Origin of the sequence: Acidovorax sp., from assembly GCF_046291265.1 — a bacterium.
In the GTDB taxonomy this organism is placed as follows: Bacteria; Pseudomonadota; Gammaproteobacteria; order Burkholderiales; family Burkholderiaceae_C; genus Acidovorax.
The window spans coordinates 1-18,683 of the sequence record NZ_JBKBTV010000039.1; the positions used below are offsets into that span (position 1 = coordinate 1).

General features: G+C 62.9%; 14 protein-coding genes. 10 read left to right on the plus strand and 4 right to left on the minus strand.

Annotation, left to right across the window (positions count from 1 at the left end; genetic code table 11):
* Positions 1–24 precede the first annotated feature (24 nt).
* The gene (locus ACK41V_RS15005; RefSeq protein ID WP_409783403.1) at positions 25–318 is read left to right on the plus strand and encodes a DUF4148 domain-containing protein; all 294 of its coding nucleotides are present in this window, start codon (positions 25–27) and stop codon (positions 316–318) included.
* Between the two features lie 232 nt (positions 319–550).
* Here ACK41V_RS15005 and ACK41V_RS15010 read toward each other — a convergent pair whose 3' ends face one another.
* The 3 genes from ACK41V_RS15010 to polA form a co-directional block, all read right to left on the minus strand.
* Positions 551–715 carry a hypothetical protein gene (locus tag ACK41V_RS15010; RefSeq protein WP_409783404.1) on the minus strand — a complete coding sequence of 55 codons (165 nt, stop codon included), beginning with the start codon at positions 713–715 and terminating at the stop codon, positions 551–553.
* 132 nt (positions 716–847) lie between these two features.
* Complete coding sequence (locus ACK41V_RS15015; protein ID WP_409783405.1) at positions 848–3,118, minus strand: hypothetical protein; 2,271 nt, start codon at positions 3,116–3,118, stop codon at positions 848–850.
* 234 nt (positions 3,119–3,352) lie between these two features.
* Positions 3,353–6,151, minus strand: coding sequence for a DNA polymerase I (gene polA, locus ACK41V_RS15020; protein WP_409783406.1), 2,799 nt, complete (start codon positions 6,149–6,151; stop codon positions 3,353–3,355).
* Between the two features lie 132 nt (positions 6,152–6,283).
* Here polA and ACK41V_RS15025 point away from each other — a divergent pair, with 132 nt between their 5' ends.
* The 5 genes from ACK41V_RS15025 (at position 6,284) to ACK41V_RS15045 (ending at position 10,818) form a co-directional block, all read left to right on the plus strand.
* Positions 6,284–7,513 (plus strand): serine hydrolase domain-containing protein, encoded by a 1,230-nt coding sequence (locus ACK41V_RS15025; RefSeq protein WP_409783407.1) that lies wholly within the window; start codon positions 6,284–6,286, stop codon positions 7,511–7,513.
* 124 nt (positions 7,514–7,637) lie between these two features.
* Positions 7,638–7,997 (plus strand): hypothetical protein, encoded by a 360-nt coding sequence (locus ACK41V_RS15030; RefSeq protein WP_409783408.1) that lies wholly within the window; start codon positions 7,638–7,640, stop codon positions 7,995–7,997.
* Between the two features lie 111 nt (positions 7,998–8,108).
* Positions 8,109–9,059: a homoserine kinase gene (locus ACK41V_RS15035; protein WP_409783409.1), complete on the plus strand. Its 951-nt coding sequence runs from the start codon at positions 8,109–8,111 to the stop codon at positions 9,057–9,059.
* Positions 9,060–9,269: 210 nt separating this feature from the next.
* On the plus strand, positions 9,270–10,133 hold the full coding sequence (locus ACK41V_RS15040) for a BPSS1780 family membrane protein (protein WP_409783410.1): 864 nt from the start codon (positions 9,270–9,272) through the stop codon (positions 10,131–10,133).
* Entirely contained in the window at positions 10,069–10,818 is a 750-nt protein-coding gene (locus ACK41V_RS15045) for an iron dicitrate transport regulator FecR (protein WP_409783411.1), read from the plus strand. The genes ACK41V_RS15040 and ACK41V_RS15045 overlap by 65 nt, the downstream gene beginning before the upstream one ends.
* A 160-nt stretch (positions 10,819–10,978) precedes the next feature.
* Here the strand turns inward: ACK41V_RS15045 and ACK41V_RS15050 are convergent, their stop codons facing one another.
* On the minus strand, positions 10,979–13,204 hold the full coding sequence (locus ACK41V_RS15050) for a PhoX family protein (RefSeq protein ID WP_409783412.1): 2,226 nt from the start codon (positions 13,202–13,204) through the stop codon (positions 10,979–10,981).
* Positions 13,205–13,535: 331 nt separating this feature from the next.
* Between ACK41V_RS15050 and ACK41V_RS15055 the strand changes: the two genes are divergently transcribed.
* From ACK41V_RS15055 to ACK41V_RS15070, 4 genes are all read left to right on the plus strand, one after another.
* Complete coding sequence (locus tag ACK41V_RS15055) at positions 13,536–14,744, plus strand: imelysin family protein (protein ID WP_409783413.1); 1,209 nt, start codon at positions 13,536–13,538, stop codon at positions 14,742–14,744.
* Positions 14,745–14,746: 2 nt separating this feature from the next.
* A complete protein-coding gene (locus ACK41V_RS15060; protein ID WP_409783414.1) occupies positions 14,747–16,231 on the plus strand; it encodes a di-heme oxidoredictase family protein in 1,485 nt (494 codons plus the stop codon).
* The gene (locus tag ACK41V_RS15065; protein ID WP_409783415.1) at positions 16,228–17,361 is read left to right on the plus strand and encodes an imelysin family protein; all 1,134 of its coding nucleotides are present in this window, start codon (positions 16,228–16,230) and stop codon (positions 17,359–17,361) included. The genes ACK41V_RS15060 and ACK41V_RS15065 overlap by 4 nt, the downstream gene beginning before the upstream one ends.
* Positions 17,362–17,452: 91 nt before the next feature.
* On the plus strand, positions 17,453–18,610 hold the full coding sequence (locus ACK41V_RS15070; RefSeq protein WP_409783445.1) for a DUF1513 domain-containing protein: 1,158 nt from the start codon (positions 17,453–17,455) through the stop codon (positions 18,608–18,610).
* The last annotated feature ends 73 nt before the right edge of the window (positions 18,611–18,683 follow it).

An 18,683-nucleotide genomic window follows, 5' to 3' on the forward strand; every position in this document is an offset into this window, starting at 1 on the left:
TTTTGATTTTTCAGGAGTTTCACCATGAACAAGACTGCACGTTTCCTCTCCCTCGCCGCTGTGGCTGCTTTCACCGCCTTTGGTGCGCACGCTGACGAAGCCGATGGCTCGCAATTCGCACTGAAGTTCGAGACCAACCGCACCCGCGCTGAAGTGGCTGCTGAAGCCGCTACCGTGGCACAGACCCGCTCCATCGAGCCAGCAGGTTCGCGTGTGGTGACTTACTCGTCCACCGCGGACCGCGCTGCTGTGCGTGCACAGGCTGCTGAAGCGCTGCGCACGGGCCAGATCCCTCACGGCGAATTCAGCGCGATGTAATCAGGTGACCCTGTAGTAGACGCAGTTTGCGGGCCTTCCCATGGTGGTGGTCTCTCGCGTTGGCGAGGGGCTGCTGCCATGGGGAGTGTTTCCACAACGCTGCTGAAATGCACACACAGAAAAAATGGCTCTCGTCGGGAGCCATTTTTTATGGGGGATTGAATATCGAACTATCAAAAAGATAGCTGGTAGCGCTTTATGGATAAGCGCTAGAGGCCAAAAACACTATAAATCAGTGTGCTGGAACCCCGTTCAGCCCCGCGCCCACTTCGCCCGCCTGCAATTCCTTGTCGTGCGTCGCACCGGCAATGGGGCGGTTGATGTTGGCGACCTGACCGCCGTTTTCCTTGTTCTGTTGCCAGATGACGGGTGGGGTGTAGGGAGTGGGGTTGGACATCCGGGCTCCCTGCGAAGAGAGGGAAGCTGGCGGGGGTGCAAGCAGTTGTCGGATGAGTTTAGCGATGCGGGCTATGGGTACGCTGGACGGGGACGAGGCGCGGGGGGGCTCTACCGAAACGGTTATGCCTTCTCAAATCCCAGTCTCGTTCACGACGCGTCTTTCGCCTGCCTCTTTGTTGATCGGTAGAAAGACAGCGTTCGGCGCCTCCCCTTGCGTTGCCGAGCAATTGCTCACGCTAAGGTAGGGAAGATAAGAGTGCAGCGCGTCCACAACAAGAACCATGCAGCGCGTGACATGCTTCTTTTCGAAGGCTTGCTGAGCGATATTTTCTGCATTGATTCCGTATGGGCCTGCGCTGTCATTGCACTTGACCTGTACCGCAACTGCTTGATGGAGCCATGGCGGTGGGATAAGAACAATTGTGTCTTGCCCTTCCTTCAACTTCTTTCCATTTCGGATTCTCACTGCCAGCGCTCGAACGCGTTTTTCAAGATCACGTTGATCCACCGGAGCGATGGAAAGCAAAGTGCATGCAATTTCACTCCAACCGGGCCTGTTGCGCTCCAGAGCCTGTTGGCAGAGGCGTATGAACCAATCCGACGCAGCCGGTTTTGGCTTTCTCGCATGCAATCCTTCATCTCTTGCTGTGTAGTAACGATCAATCTTCTGCGAGTAACCTGCCGTGATGATGCTGCTCTTCTTCGGCGCCAACGCTCCCAGGTTGAGCGACGTGTCGAGGTACAGACCTAAAGTGTCCAGTTCGTCGCCTATGGTGTTGAGCGAGAGGGCGAGTTCAGCGCGCCTTCGAAGATAGTGGAGTCGAAGGTATGTCGACCCCAGCATATCCAGCATCACGTCCAAATCTGCGAGTGAAAAACAGGGGGCCAGCGGATAGGAAGTTTTTAGAATCCCGGCTTCTGAAAGCATTCCAGGAACGCTTTGAATTGTTGCGAAATCATTCAAAGTGACTGATATGCGAACAACACAGGTCGCACCTTGCAGTGAGAGCGGGAAGTTTAGAAGTGGAGTTTCTCCGTTACCGAGACGGGAGATATCCTCCTCGATGCGCATGGCCAATCGACCTGATTGATCAGAAGGCTCCACGATCAGCTTCTTCACATGCTCAATCAGCCTTGCGGGTGCACCTCGAAGGGCGGGCCATGACACTTTTCCTGATTTGGCCTCTATGAGCAAGATAGTGGTATCAAAACGAATGACGAGGTCACTCTCAAACTCCTGCGTCCCTTCACGCCACTTGAACCCGCGACGAAAGCTTGCTTCGGGAAAAGCGCTAGCAAATAAACGTACTACCTCATCCTCTAAGTAAGTTGCCCGTGCGCCACTCATCTTTTCCGGTAGCCGCTCGAATGGCTTTAGAAGTTCGTCGGCGATAGGAAAAATGAAACTCATCAGGGTCTGCGGTAGCGCGCAGAAATAGGAGCCTTTTCCCATGTAGACCAGCGGCCGAAGCCACACGGGATTGTTTAGGAAGAAGCTCTCAGGCTCTGCATCGCTCAAATCGCCGGGGGCAAGACTTAATCGGTTGGTGAGGATCGAAACGGCTTCAAGCTCCAGGCCATTTTCTTTCGCGATTTCTTCGTCGGTGACGATGCACTCAGCACCGAAATGGCGATCTGCCAAAGGCATCAGGGCTGCCATGGCATGCCGCTTTGTCATACCTGGTTGAGATAGTCCGTGACGATAGACGTCGACATCTCCGGTGAACTTAAAAGCAGCGAAGAACGCGTCGACGATCTGCTGCATCGTCTTTTCCTGGAAAACGTTATGGAATTTTTTTCCATGCGCATTCGCTTTGTCTTCATGCCGCCGGATCAGCCACTCAAACACGTCCACCACCTTTGTGAGCTTCATACCCGCCACGCGCTCGTAATCGGCGTCGATCCGGGAAAACAAATCTCTCGATATCCGCGTCACGCTACCGAAGTAGCCCCAATTGCGAACCACAGAGGTATGCGCCCTCAAGAAAGCCTGCACTTGAGCCAGGTTCGCGTCAGGGACACCAGCAGAAACTTCGCTTGGAGCTGGGTTCGTGCCCGCATGCATCTGCTGATACGCGGAGAACAGTGGGGGCAACCAGTCAAATATTTTCTGAATCGAATCGGGCTCTGGAAACTGCATACCCTTATGTAGGTGGTTTCTAAGCCCAAGCGCTTGAAGGAACTCTATGTGCCCCTGCTGTACCTCCAAGCGCGCTCGGGTGAGCTTCGACTCTTTCTCGTTTGGGACAGCCATCAGGCCGTAGCAAGACATCAGTCCCACGGCGTGCAGCGCATCAACACGGGATACCAAATCAATCAGCTTGGGCAAGAGTTCATCAAATTTTGTCTTCTCTTGGCGCGCAATCTCTAGAACAAACTCGCGTCGGATGTCGAGTTGCACGCCATTCAACGGGTGACTCGCAAAGAAAGGGCCTCTTGCCGCGTCTGAACGGCGTTTCTTTGATTTGCCACCTTTGCTCATCTTGTTTCCCTAACCTTTTTGGGAGGCAACACTCCGCCATAGACTGAGCGATGCCCCAAACCACTTAAATTTGATAGCTATCAGCGCTTTCCAGATAAGCGCAAGAGGCCAAAAACACTAAAAATTTCGCCCCCTCATGCGTGTCTCCTCGCCTCAATGCGCCTTATCCCAATTCGCCCCCACCCCCACCTCCGCCAACAACGGCACCTTGAGCGCAGCCACCTCCGCCATCAGGCGAGGGATATGTGACCGCACCCACTCCACCTCACCCTCCGGCAGCTCGAACACCAGTTCATCGTGCACCTGCATGATCATCTGGATGTCCGGCTTGTGCGCGTCCAGTTCCTTTTGCACCGCCACCATCGCCAGTTTGATCAGGTCGGCCGCCGTGCCCTGCATGGGCGCGTTGATGGCGGCACGTTCGGCGCCAGCGCGGCGGGGGCCGTTGGGGGAGTTGATTTCGGGCAGGTAGAGGCGGCGGCCGAACACGGTTTCGACGTATCCCATCGACTTGGCCAGGGCCTTGGTTTCGTCCATGTACTGCTTCACGCCCGGGTAGCGCTGGAAGTATTTGTCGATGTAGGCGGCGGCGGCCTTGGTCTCGATGCCTAAATTCTTGGCTAGGCCAAAGCTGCTCATGCCGTAGATGAGGCCAAAGTTGATGACCTTGGCGTAGCGGCGTTGTTCGCTGGAGACCTGATCTACCTCTACGCCAAACACTTCGGCGGCGGTGGCGCGGTGCACGTCCAGACCGGCGTGGAAGGCGTGCAGCAGCGAGTGGTCGCCGCTCAGGTGGGCCATGATGCGCAGCTCGATTTGGGAGTAGTCGGCACTGGCGATGACGCGGCCTGCAGGGGCCACAAAGGCCTCGCGGACGCGGCGGCCTTCGGGGGTGCGGATGGGGATGTTCTGCAGGTTGGGGTCGTTGCTGGACAGGCGCCCAGTGACGGCCACGGCCTGCGCGTAGTGGGTGTGCACGCGGCCAGTGCGCGGCAGCGCCAGCTGGGCCAGCTTGTCGGTGTAGGTGCCCTTGAGCTTGACCAGGCCCCGGTGCTCCAGCAGCTTGGCGGGCAGGGGGTAGTCCTCGGCCAGCTTTTCGAGCACTTCTTCGTCGGTGCTGCGCGCGCCGGTAGCGGTCTTCTTGACCACGGGCATGCCGAGCTTGTCGAAGAAAATTTCGCCCAGCTGCTTGGGGCTGCTCAGGTTGAAGGGCTGGCCTGCAATCTCGTACGCCTCGGTTTCTAGCTGCAAGATGCGCTGGCCCAGCTCGTGGCTCTGGTTGGCCAGCGTGGGCGCGTCGATGAGCACGCCGTTGCGTTCGATGCGGTACAGCGCTTCGCTGCTGGTCATTTCCAGGTCGTAGATGAAGCGCAGTTTGTCGTCCGCCTGCAGCAGCGGCCACAGCGCATTGTGCACGTCCAGGGTCTGGTCAGAGTCTTCGCACGAATAGGCCGCGGCCTTGTCGACTGGCACTTGCGCAAACGGGATCTGGTGCGCGCCCTTGCCGCACAGGTCTTCGTAGGTGATGCCTTTGCGGCCGGTGTGGCGCTCGGCCAGGCTGGTCAGGTTGTGGGGCTTGTGCACTTCAAGCACGTAGCTTTGCAGCATGGTGTCGTGCGCGTAGCCCTGAACCTCGATGCCATGGTTGGCGAACACATGGCGGTCGTATTTGATGTGCTGGCCCAGCTTGGGGTGCTTGGCGTCTTCGAGCCAGGGCTTGAGGCGGGCGAGCACTTCGTCGAGCGGCAGTTGCGCGGGCGCGTCGGGGCCTTCGTGGCGCAGGGGGATGTAGGCGGCTTCGCCTGCTTGCACGCTGAACGAGATGCCCACGATCTGCGCGCGCATTTCGTTGAGCGAGTCTGTTTCGGTGTCGATGGCGGTCAGCGATGCCTTGTGCAGGCGCTCCAGCCACTGGTCAAAGTCGGCCCAGTTCAAGATGGTGTCGTACACCACGGAGCGCTGCTGGGCCTCTTCGGCCACGGTGCTGGCGGAATGGTCGGCAAACAAATCGCCGCTTTGGCCGGGCATGGCGACCGGGGGGGCTGTAGCGGCGGGGGCCGCGGCACCCTTGATGGCGCTGGCCAGGCCCTTGAAGCCGTATTTTTCGTAAAAAGGCAGCAGGCCGACGCTGTCCGCCGCGTCCAGCGTGATTTCGTCAAACGCGGGCAGGCCGGGGATGTAGTCGGCCAGCGCGCAATCGGTCTTCATGGTGACCAGCTGGCGGCTCAAAGCCAGCTGACCGCTGGCAATCGCCTCACGCAGATTGTTGCCCGCCACGCCCTTGATGGCATCGGCATTGGCAATCAGGTTGTCGAGCGAGCCAAATTCTTCCAGCCACTTGGCGGCCGTCTTGGGCCCTACCTTGGCAACGCCGGGCACGTTGTCCACGGTGTCGCCCACCAGCGCCTGGTAGTCCACCATCAGCGCAGGCGGCACGCCAAACTCCGCCGTCACGCCCGCCACGTCGCGGCGCTTGCCGCTCATGGTGTCGATGATGGTGATGTGTTCGTTGACCAGCTGGCTCAAATCTTTGTCGCCACTCGACACAATGACCTGAATGCCCTGTGCGGCCGCCAGGTTAGCCAAGGTGGCGATCACGTCGTCGGCCTCTACGCCAGGCACGGCCACTACCTTCCAGCCCAGCAGGTCCACCACCTCGTGAATGGGCTCGATCTGGCTGCGCAGGTCGTCGGGCATGGGCGAGCGCGTGGCCTTGTATTCGGTGTAAAGGGCATCGCGGAAGGTGGGGCCCGAGGCGTCGAACACGCAGACGGCATAGTCGGCAGCCACCTCTTTGCGCAGCGCCTGCATCATGTTGATCATGCCGCGGATGGCGCCTGTGGCGGCGCTGGTCATGTCACCCGGCACGGCCCGCAGGTCGGGCATGGCGTGGTAGGCGCGGTAGAGGTAGCTGGAGCCGTCCACCAGCACCAAGGTCTTTTTATTGCTCATCCGACAATTGTGCACACGATGCCAGCGGCCCGGCATCACCTTGGGCTGCAGCCCTGGCAAATACACTGGGGTGCGGGCAGGCGTGGTTCTGTCCCATCGCAGAACAAAAACCAAACACCAAGGAGACATGCGTTGAAATTCAGGAACATCGCCCTCGGGGCCTTGCTGGTCCTCGCCGTGGCCGGCACCGCGGGCTGGCTCAGCCTGGACAAGGAAACACGGGCCTTGCTCAAGACCGTGCCCACCAACCGCGACCTGCTGTTTTGGTCGGTGCCACAGCGCGATGCCGCCTTCAGGGCGCTTGACCGCATCTCGCTGCTGGCCAAGTGGCACGTGATACCGGCCAGCACGGCGCCTTCGCCCCTGCCACCCGGCCCGCCACTGACCCTGCCGATCAACGTGGACACCTACATGGCAGAGCAACGCAGCGCCGCGCTGCTGATCTTGCACAACGGCAAGGTGCGGCTGGAGCGCTACGGCCTCGGGTTTGACAAGGATGGGCGCTGGACAAGTTTTTCGGTGGCGAAGTCTTTCACCTCCACCCTGGTGGGCGCGGCCGTGAAAGACGGCTTTATCCAAAGCCTGGACGACAAAGTCAGCACCTACATCCCGGACATGAAGGGCTCAGCCTATGACGATGTGAGCGTGCGCCAGTTGCTCACCATGACCTCGGGCGTGCGCTGGAACGAAAACTATGGCGACCCCAACTCTGATGTGGCCCGGTTCAACAACCACAAGCCCGAAGCCGGGGTGGACGCGCTGGTCAGCTACATGCGCCAGTTGCCACGCGACGTGCCTGCTGGCACGCGCTGGCTTTACAGCACGGGCGAGACCAACCTGGTGGGCATCCTGGTCAGCCAGGCCACCAAAAAGCCTTTGGCCGACTACCTGGCCGAGAAGGTGTGGCAACCCGCTGGCATGGAGCAGCAGGCCACGTGGCTGCTGAACAAAACAGGGCAAGAGATCAGCGGCTGCTGCCTGCAGGCCTCCGCCCGCGACTTTGCGCGGTTTGGTCAGTTCATCCTCAACGGCGCCACCGTCAACCGCCAGAGCATCGTGCCGGACGGCTGGATGGCCGATGCCACCACCAGTCGCACTCCCATCGGTCAGCCCGGACGGGGTTATGGCTACCAGTGGTGGACGTATGACACCGGCAGCTTCGCCGCGCGCGGCATCTTCGGCCAGGGCATCTTCATCGACCCCGCGCGCAAACTGGTGATCGTGTCGAATGCCAACTGGGCGGGCGGGGCCAGCGAGCCCGTGGCTTTTCAAGGCCGCGAGGCGTTCTACCGCACGGTGCAAAAGGCGGTGGATGACGAGGCGGCAAGCACAGCCGGTACAGCGCCTGCACAAAAGCAGTAAGGCGCAGTGGATATCGGCTTGGGCGTTCAGTATGGCGCCCCGGCCCAGACCGCCGCGGACCGCCAAGGCGCAGGACTCCCAGTGCCAAGTGTGTCGGCTGGGTGTGCAGCCCTACAATTCGCCCATGCGCGCCCCACACCTCTTGCTCCTGCTGGCTTTGTCCACCACCCCGGTCTTTGCCCAGAATTCCACTCCCAATTCTGTTCCAGGCAATCCTGGCATGGGCGAAGCGCTACAAAATCCTGAGCAACTGTCGGGCCGTGGCAACCAGCGCACGGAGCGCATCCAGATCGAAGACGCGGGCAGCCGGGTCGACGAATTGCGCGTAGGCGGCCAGACGCAGACGATTTCGGTGCAACCCAAGGCGGGCAACATGCCCAGCTACGAAGTGCAGTCGCCCGATGGTGCGCGCAGCCGCGCTGGCAGCCAGAACGGCGCTGAAACCAATACCGCCCCCCGCGTCTGGAACGTGCTGAAGTTCTGACGCGCCCAGGCCGGTCGCCCCGTCCTCCCGCCTGTCCGCTGCACCGCAGCCCCTGCACGCCCCGTTGTTGCAGTCTTTTCCCACCCCACCCACTTTCGACCCTTCTGAGCGATGGCCGTTTTTACCGAAGTCTCCAACACAGAGGCGCGCGAACTGCTGCGCCGTTTGCAACTCGGTGAGCTGGTGGAGCTGCGCGGCATCGAAGGCGGCATTGAGAACACCAACTACTTTCTGACCAGCGACCAGGGCGAGTTTGTGCTGACGCTGTTCGAGCGCCTGACGGCCGAGCAGTTGCCGTTTTACCTGTATCTGATGAAGCATCTGGCGCACGGCGGCGTGCCCGTGCCTGACCCGCGTGCCGACAAAAACGGCGACATCCTGCATGCGGTCTGCGGCAAACCCGCCGCAGTGGTGAGCAAGCTGCGGGGCAAAAGCCAACTGGCCCCACAAGGCGTGCACTGCGCCGCCGTGGGCACCATGCTGGCGCGCATGCACCTGGCCGGGCGTGGTTTTGACCGGCACCAGCCCAACCTGCGTGGCCTGCCCTGGTGGAACCAGACCGTGCCCGTGGTGCTGCCCCACATTGACGAAGGCCAGGCCGCGCTGCTGCGGTCCGAGCTGGCTTACCAGAACCATGTGGCGGCCGGATCGGCCTACACCGCCCTGCCCCGCGGCCCCGTGCATGCCGACCTGTTCCGCGACAATGTGATGTTTGACGGCGAAGAACTCACCGGTTTCTTCGACTTTTACTTCGCAGGCGTCGACACCTGGCTGTTTGACTTGGCCGTGTGCCTGAACGACTGGTGCATTGACTTGGCGCAAGGTGCGCACGACGCCGAACGCGCCACCCGCATGCTCGACGCGTACCAGGCCGTGCGCCCGCTCAACGCGGCCGAGCGTGAACTGCTGCCCGCCATGCTGCGCGCAGGGGCCCTGCGGTTCTGGATCTCGCGCCTGTGGGACTTTTATTTGCCGCGCGAGGCGTCCATGCTCACCCCGCACGACCCCACCCATTTCGAGCGGGTGCTGCGCGGACGCATTGCCAACCCGGTTCACGCGTAAACCCGCCTCGGCACGCACGATAGCCACAAGGCCGTGCAGCGGGCGAAAGACGGCCGACGACGGCCCACATCCGCCACCACTTACCCATGGCCCCACCTGCGAAATCCTGCACTGGGGTAAATTCGACGCCATTGCGCTGACACCCGGCGCAGGTAGGCCCTTGCCGCACCCCACCCCGGGCGCGGGCTCCCTTATCTCTCCAACGCATTCATGAAACTCCAAATCGTCCCCGCACGCACCGGCATGGCCTGGGTCAAGCTAGGTATCCGGGCGTTCTGGCGGCAGCCCATGGCCCTGGCGGCGCTGTTCTTCATGACCATGGCCGCCATGTCGCTGGCCACCATGGTTCCACTGGTGGGCCCGGCCATTGCGCTTGCGCTGCTGCCTTCGGCCACGCTGGCCATGATGGTGGCGGCGGCGCAGGCCTCGCAGGGGCAGTTTCCAACGCCCGCGCTGCTGCTGGTGGCGTTTCGCACCGGTCGCCAGCGGCTGCGCGACATGCTGGTGCTGGGTGCGCTGTATGCGGTGGGATTTTTGGGCGTGATGGGCCTGTCGGCCCTGCTGGACGGCGGTCAGTTTGCACAGGTGTACCTGGGCGGCGCACCGCTGACCAAAGAAGTGGCCGAAAACCCCGCGTTTCAAAGCGCCATGTGGCTGTCGATGATTCTGTATTTGCCGCTGTCGCTGCTGTTCTGGCATGCCCCGGGGCTGGTGCATTGGCATGGCGTGCCGCCAGTCAAAGCGCTGTTCTTCAGCATCGTGGCCTGCGTGCGCAACTTTGGCGCATTTACCGTGTATGGCCTGGGCTGGCTGGGCGTGTTTCTCATCGGCGGGCTGGTGGTGGCCCTGGTTTCGACCCTGCTTGCGGTGGCGGGCCTTGCGGGTTCGGCTGCAGGGGGCATCATGGTGGGCACAGCGATGATGATGGCCGCCATGTTCTTCACCTCGGTGGTCTTCACCTTCCGTGATTGTTTCGAGCCCCCAACCACCCCAGCAACAGAGGCGCCCCATGCAACAACCTCCAGCACTGCATCCGACGAACCACCAGACAACTCAGCTCCTGGGGCGCAGTGAAGATGAATTGGCCTGGTTCCAGCGGCGCGGTCTTATTCAGGCTGCGGGCCTCTGGGTAGCAGCCGGCGGCTTTATATCTGCACACGCCCAGGGGCGCAGCAACATCGTGGAGCTGCGGGGCGACGTGCTTCGCAACGGCCAGAAGCTGACGCCTGATCAGCGCGTTGAAGCCGGTGACAGCATCCAGACCGGGCCTGACTCCACAGCAGTGTTTGCCGTGGGCAACAGCGCTTTCATGGTGCGGCAGAACTCGCGCCTTTCCATTGATGGCGACACCCCCACGGCCGTGAAGGCACTGCGCCTGCTCACGGGCGCGGTGGCCAGCGTTTGGGGGCGAGGCCCCGAGCGGCAGGTGGTGCTGCCCACTGCCACGGCAGGCATTCGCGGTACAGGCGTCTATGTCGAGGTCTTCCCTGAGCAGGCCTTTCGCGGCTACCTGTGCAATTGCTACGGCACGGTGGCGGTGGATGCTGGCGGCGAGAGCGTGCTCAGCCAATCGTCCTATCACCAATCCTTCTGGGCCGAAGCCGAGCCGCGCGATGGGAAATTGCTGCGCCCCGCAGGGGCCATCAACCACACCGACGATGAGCTGGAGTTTCTGGCGGGTCTGATCAACCAGCGCACTGCGTGGCAGATCACGGGGGTCAAGGGAAGCAAAGACGGCACCGGGCGAAGCGGATACTGACCGACGCACGGGCCTTGCCCCAAAGCAAAGGCCGCCCCTCGGGCGGCCTTTGTTTCGTCGATCCATCCGACTCCATAGATCAACCAGATCTATGAGATCAATCGATTAAAAATCATAGCTACCAGCGCTTACTGGATAAGCGCTAGAGCCCTAAAACACCTTAACTTCCGATCACGCCGCCGTCGTTCTTGGTGATCACGATGGTGGCCGAGCGGGGGCGTTTGCCCGCACCGTAGCCAGCATTCGATGGCCATTGGCTCTGGAACTTGGTGGCATCGCCCACGTTGGCCATGCCGGTGCCTTCGCCAGGGTGCTGGATGTTGACGAAGATCGCCTTGCCGTCGGGCGTTTCGGCCAGACCGGTGATTTCGCTGCCCTTGGGCCCGACCAGAAAGCGCTTGAGGGTGCTGTCCGTGGCGGCCTTTCCCACTGGGGTGACGATGTCCATCTTGCTGCCGTCGGCCTTGGTGTAGCTCAGCGTCTTCTTGGCGCCGTCGCCCACGCTGCCGGGCACAGCGGCCAGCATCATGCAGTTGGTGACATCGGTGTAGGCGCCATCGTCCGTCTGGATCCAGCAGATGCCCGTGGCCTTGCTGAACACCAGGCCGTCGGGGCTGGAGAAGTCCTGGTCTGCAGTCAGTGACGAGATGTTGACCAACGCCTTGTCGGCACCGGCTTCAGCACCGAACAGGTACACGTCCCAGCTGAAGCTGGTGGTGGACGAGCCTTCTTTCATGCGCACCAGGTGACCATTGGGGTTACCGGGTTGGGCAGAGGTGCCCTTCATGTCGGTGTAGGCGCGTGGGTTGGCTGCGTCGGGCAGGTACTGGCCGCTGGCGGGGTTCACGCTGCGGTTGCTGTTGTTGGTCAGCGTGAAGTAGATCTCGCCGTTGGCAGGGTTCACCGCGTTCCACTCGGGGCGGTCCATCTTGGTGGCGCCCACAGCGTCTGCCGCAATGCGGGTGTTGATGGCGATGTCGGCAGCGTCCGCAAAGCTGTAGGCGGTGTAGCCCGAAATGGCCGTGTTGGACAGCGACAGTTCCACCCAGGTGCCCGTGCCGTCTGCGTTGAACTTGGCAGCGTAGAGCTTGCCGCTGTCCATGTACTTGTCGCCGATGGCCATGCGGTCGTTGGCATTGGCGTCGGCCGCGTTCCACGTGGCGGTGGACACAAACTTGTAGATGTATTCGCCGCGCGAATCGTCGCCCATGTAGATGGACAGTGGCTTGCCTGCTTCGACCTTGCCGAACGCGGCGCTTTCGTGGGCAAAGCGGCCCAGGCCCGTGCGCTTCTTGGCCACGCGGGTCTTGTCATAGGCGTCGATCTCGACGATGAAACCCATGCCGTTCATTTCATTGCGGTAGTCGTCGCTACCGTTGGCCGACGCGCCCGTCTTGCTGTTGTTCCAGCGCTGGTATTTGTCGTCGGCACCACCGGTTTCCCAGCCGTGGCGCGATGCAGCACCTTGGTTGCGGCCATAACGCTTGAGCGATGTCACGCTCTTGTCGTTGCCACGGGCGGCATCGTCGGCTGCGCCGCGGGTGAAGTAGCCAAACCAGTTTTCTTCGCCGGTCAGGAAGGTGCCCCAAGGCGTCTTGCCCGTGCCACAGTTGTTCAGCGTGCCGCGGGTCATGGTGCCGGTGGGCGAATATTTGGTGATGAGCTGTGCATTGCCGCGGGCGGGGCCAGCAATTTCGATGGCGCTCAGCGCAGTCAGGCGGAAGTTCTGCGCAGAGTTCTGCACATACGACCACTTGCCACCGCTCTTGGCCACTTCGATCACGGCGATACCGTGGATGTCGGTTTCCTTGTCCACTTCAGCGGCGGGGCGTGGCAGCGTCGAGGTGCCGCCATTGGCGTGCAGGAAGAAGGACGACAGTTTTTCGTCCGTGGTGGCTTCGTGGTTGATGGCCAGCAGACCGCGCTCGGTGGCGTTGTCGTTGCGCTTGCCGTCGGCGCCCAGGCCAAACCACTCCATGCCGTCGTGGTGGTCACCCGCGCGCTTGTCAAAGTCGCCATCGGTGCCGTCGTTCTTGTACGCAGCCACGCCAGAGGCGATGGGGTCACCCAGCGCAAACAACACGCTGGCGGTGTAGCCCGCAGGCACAGCCACTACGTCGGCAAGGCTCTTGGGCACGGCGCCAAAGCCCAGCAGCTTGGGCGCTGCGGGTGGCTCCACGACCGCTGGGTCATCACTGCCACCACAAGCAGTCACACCAAAACCGGCCAGCACCGCCGTGCCCACCGAACCCACGCTACCCCGCAGCAGGCCACGGCGCGACAGGCGTGCGCCCAGCACGGAGTCGAACGTGGGGTTGGCAGAGGTGTTGGAGTTTTCGTTGTTGAAGTCAATCGCCTGCTCGGGCGCATCCACGCGGTGGTTCATCGGGGTTCCTTGGGTTGTGGGTTGCAAAACCACTGGAGCGTAGAAACCGCCTGTGACGTGAACGTGAAGCTTTCATGTCGATTGAATGACAGGTCGAATGCCTGGGGTTTTGAAGAGTCATTCAAATAGGAATCACTAGCATTTGTATAATCGAGATTCACTTTTGCCCACCCAGCCATGCCACCTGCGCGTTTCGATGCGTGGGCTCCGTCAGAGCCAGTGCGGCCTCCCCATCCATTGCATTTCATCGCAGTGCCATGACCGTCCGGCCACCGGCCGCTCATGCACACGCCTCAGTGCCACTGCATGCCCCATCCCAGGAGACCACTGCATGACATTCCCCGCCCTGAAGACTTCGATCCTGGTTGCCGCACTGTCCCTCGGCACTTTGAGCGCCCCTGTGGCTGCGCAGACAGGCAGCACGGCCACAGCACCCACAGCACAAGCCCCGGCTGTCAACCACAATGCCGTGGCAGCCCACTACGCCCACCTGGTGCACACCAACTACGCCGATACGCTGACCAGCGCCCAGAGCATGCGCACAGCCATCCAGGCGTTTACCGCCCAGCCCTCGGTAGAGACACTGGCGCAGGCGCGCAAAACCTGGCTGGCCGCACGCGAGTTTTACGGCCAGACAGAAGCCTTCCGTTTCTACGGCGGGCCTATCGACAACGACAACGGCCCCGAAGGCCGCATCAACGCCTGGCCCATGGACGAATCGTTTGTGGACAGCGTGGAAGGCAAGCCCAATGCAGGCTTAGTCAACAACCGCAAGTTCACCATCAACAAGAAGAACCTGAGTGCACAAAACGAGCGCGGTGGCGAAGAAAACATTGCCACCGGCTGGCACGCCATCGAGTTCTTTTTGTGGGGCCAGGACCTGTCGGAAACCGGCCCCGGCAACCGTAACTTTGAAGATTTTGTAGATGGAAAGGCCCCCAATGCCGACCGCCGCCGCCAATACCTCAACGTGGTCACCGACTTGCTCATCGACGACCTGGGCACGCTGGTGAAGGCCTGGGCACCCGACACCAAAAACAACTACCGCGCCCGGTTCGCCAAAGGCGGACAGGAATCGGTGCGCAAGATGCTGGTGGGCCTGGGCTCCCTCTCGCGCGGTGAACTGGCGGGCGAGCGGCTGGAAGTGGCGGTCAACAGCCAGGACCAGGAAGACGAGCATTCGTGCTTTTCGGACAACACACACCGCGACGCGGTGACCAATGCCCAAGGCATCCAGAACGTGTGGCTGGGCCAGTACAAGCAGGCCAACGGCACCGTGCTGATGGGCCCCTCGCTGCGCGACCTGGTGGCCGCCAAGGACGCTGCGCTGGCCGACAAAACCAGCAAGCAGATCGCTGCATCGGTGGCCGCCGCAGAAGGCATCCAGGCACCCTTCGACCGCGAAATCATCGGCGGCAAGGACGCCCCAGGCCGCCAGCGCATTCAGAAGACCATCGACAGCCTCACACAACAAAGCAAAGACCTGGTCGCTGCCGCCAACGCCATTGGCATCACCAAGTTGACGCTGGTCCAGCCTTGAACATGCAACTCCCGCAAGCCAAAAACCGCCAGCGCTCCTTGCGCCTGGCGGCAGCCAGCATCGGCGTCGTTGCCCTGGGGGCCTTGGGTGGGATCAGCGCCCTGGTGGCAGCCCCCCAGCCCGACCCGCTGGGTGAAAAAACCGGGGGCGAGACCACGGTGTACGCCACCGGCCGCAACGCCTTCTCCTTCCCCGCCGCCAATCTGGAAGACGCCGAGCGCACCCGGTTTGTCATCGGCAACTCGTTCTTCAAGCGCAACTGGGTCGAGGCGCCTGCCTCCACCAAGGCGCGCGACGGGCTGGGCCCGCACTTCATTGCCCGGTCGTGCGGCGGCTGCCATGTGCAGGACGGGCGCGGCGAGCCGCCAGAAATCTTCAACCGGCTGGGCGAGACCAAAGACCCCACGGTGGCGCTGCTGATCCGCCTGTCCATCCCGGGCAAAGATGCGCACGGCGGCCCCAAGCCCGACCCGGTCTACGGCGACCAGTTCAACAACGCCGCCATTCAGGGCGTGAAGCCCGAAGGCCGCGTCACGCTGCGCTACGAAACCATCCAAGGCAAGTTTGCCGACGGCACACCCTACACACTGCAAAAGCCGGTGTACGGCTTTGCCGACCTGGGCTACGGCCCCATGCACCCCGACGTGATGGCGAGCCCGCGCATTGCGCCGCAAATCATCGGCGTGGGCCTGCTCGAAGCCATTGCCGAGGCCGACATCCTGTCCAACGCGGCCGATCAGGCTGCCGCCCCAGGCCCCATCAAGGGGCAAGCCAACAAGGTGTGGGACGCGCCCTCGGGCGGCATGATGCTGGGCCGTTTTGGCTGGAAGGCCAACGTCGCCACCATTGCGCACCAGACGGGTGGCGCCTTCCTGGGTGACATGGGCATCACGTCCCGCCACTTTGCGCAAGAGACCTGCACCCCTGCACAAAAGGACTGCCTGGCAGCACCCAGCGGCAAAAGCGCCAGCGTGCAAGGCCAACCGGGTGTGGAGATCGACGACAAGACATTGGCCGACGTGATCTTCTACCAAGCCACGCTGGCGCCCCCCGCCCGCCGCAACGTGAACGACACGCAGGTGCTGCGCGGCCAGGCCCTGTTTGCACAAGCCCAGTGCGCCACCTGCCACCGGCCCAGCTATGTGACCAAGGAAGGCCCGTTCCCAGCGCTGTCGAGCAAGGCACTGAACGGCCAGCGCATCTCGCCCTACACCGACCTGCTGCTGCACGACATGGGCGAACGCCTGGCGGACAACCGGCCCGACTTTGGCGCCAATGGCCGCCAGTGGAAGACGCCCGCACTGTGGGGCACTGGCCTGATCAAGGACGTGAACGGCCACACGCGCCTTTTGCATGACGGACGTGCACGCGGCGTGCTGGAGGCGGTGCTGTGGCACGGCGGGGAGGCCGAAGAGGCCAAGGACCAGGTGCTGAAAATGAAGAAGGCCGACCGGGACGCCCTGGTGAAATTTGTGGAGTCGCTATGACCACCCTCGCTCCAAAGACCATTCGCACAGCGACACGCGCCTCGGCGCTGTTGCTGGCGTCTGTAGTGGCTGCATTGCAGCCCGTAGCGGCACAAGCCCAACCCTCGACGGCAGCCCCCGCTTGGCAACGCGAGGCCGTGCCGTTCTACGACACCGTGCACGCGCTGCAAGGCATCTATGGCCACTGGGCACTGCCCCGCGCCAAAGACTTTGACCAGAGCGCCCGCGCCCTGGCGCCTGCGCTGGCTGCGCTGTGCCAAGCCCCGGCCAGCGACAGCAAGGCGGCCTTGGCCAAGGCACGTACCGCCTGGCAAACGACAGCACGCGCGTGGGAGCAACTGGCGGCCGTGTCGATTGGCCCCGTCATCGCCCGCCGCAGCCAGCGCGCCATCGACTTCACACCCACCCGCCCCGCGTTGATCGAAAAAGCCATCGTCACCCAGCCCCAGGGCGCCAAGGCGTTCGAGCGCGTCGGCACACCCGCCAAGGGCCTGCCCGCGCTGGAATGGCTGCTGTGGACGCGCCCCGTATCCCCCAACAGCCCTGCCTGCAGCTACGCACACGAAGTGGCGCAAGACGTGGCACGCGAATCCGCTGCACTGCAAGCCGCCTTCACCACCGCCGCAGGCACCGATTGGGGCGCTGAGGACGAACAGGAGCAATCCACCCAGGCCATCAGCGAGTTTGTGAACCAGTGGGTGGGCGGCATTGAACGCCTGCGCTGGGCGCAGATGGACAAGCCCCTGCGTGCAGCACAGGGCACGCGCGCACCAGAGTACCCCCGCGCCGCCAGCGGCGACACCCTGGCCGCCTGGGCCGCCACCTGGGCGGGCCTGCGCAGCGTGACGGCCTTGCCAGCAGACGCAGCCACACCCACGCCCGGCGAGGCGCTGGTGCCGCTGGAGATGTACCTGCGCGGCAAAGGCCTGAACCCACTGGCCGACAAACTGCACCAGGCCACCGGCAAGGTGGACGCGTCGATGGCGCAGGTGCAAAAAGCGGGTGTGCAGAACAAGGCGGCCATCCAGCAGACCGCCAAGGACCTGGCCGCACTCAAGTTCCTGGCCGAATCCGAAGTGGCGCCTGCGCTGCAGGTGAGCATTGGATTCTCGGACGCCGATGGTGACTAGCTTGGAAGCGCCCCCTGAGGCGCTGCGCGCCATACCCCCAGGGGGACGCCACCCGCAGCCCGGCCAAGCCGGTTCTGCGGTGGCCCCCGCCTTGGGCCGCGCCCCCCGCTTCCCGCAGTTCCATCGCCGCCACACGCTGCTCACTCTGGCAAGCCTTGGCGCCTGGGCCATAGCGCCCAACACGGCATGGGCCAGTACCAAAGGCCTTCCCATCCACCTGGCTGCCGCGTGGGAGCGCGAAGGCAGCTTCCACATCGGTCTGCTGTCCACCCAACCGGGCGCCGGGCAGCCGTTGCAGATCCACGCATCGCTGGAAGTCCCCACCCGCGCCCACGGCCTTTTTGTCCTGCCCGATGGCTCGGTGCTGGCCACCGCCCGCCGCCCCGGCGACTGGCTGGTGCGCTGGTGGCCCGGCCAACGCACCGAGCCGCAATGGCTCTGGCAGGACGGCGAGCGCAGCTTCAACGGCCACGTCCTCGCCAGCCCCGACGGCACCCACCTGGTCACCACCGAAACCGATGTGGAAACCGGTGCCAGCTGGATCGGCGTGCGCGACGCCCGCACCCTGCAAAAAACCGCCGAATGGCCCACCCACGGCATCGACGCCCACGAGCTGACCTGGGACACGCGCACCACCCACAACGGCGCCCCCACCCTCATCGTTGCCAACGGGGGTGTGCCCACCGCCCCCGAAACCGGCCGGGTCAAGCGTGACCTGCAAAGCATGGATTCGTCCATCGTGCGGCTGGATGGCCACACCGGCCGCCTGCTGGGCCAATGGCGCCTGCAAGACCAGCGCCTGAGCCTGCGCCACCTGGCCTGGAGCCCTGACAGCACTACGCTCGGTATCGCCCTTCAGGCAGAGCATGACGACACCGCCACCAAAGACGCCGCCCCCGTGCTGACCCTGTTCGACGGCACGGCCTTGCGGGTGGTGCCCACGCCCGAGCGCATTGCGCAAAGCATCCACGGCTACGGCGGCAGCATGGCCGCCACGCCTGCGGGCTGGGCCGTCAGCTGCCCCCGCGCCAACGGCATTGCCACGTACACACCTGAGGGCGAATGGCGGGGGCTGGTGCCGCTGCGCGATGTCTGCCCGCTGGCCGTGCACGGCGGTGCGCTGTGGGCGGGCGGTTTGGGCGCCAGCCTGCAGAACGCGCAGGCCGCAGCGCCAGTCGGCCACCCGCATGGGCGCAGCCTGCAAGGCGTGCGGCTGGACAACCACTGGGTGTTGGCGCAGAGAATTTAGATAAAAAATGCCTCTAGCGCTTTATGGATAAGCGCTAGCAGCTATTAAAAATATAGCAAACAACCCACATACC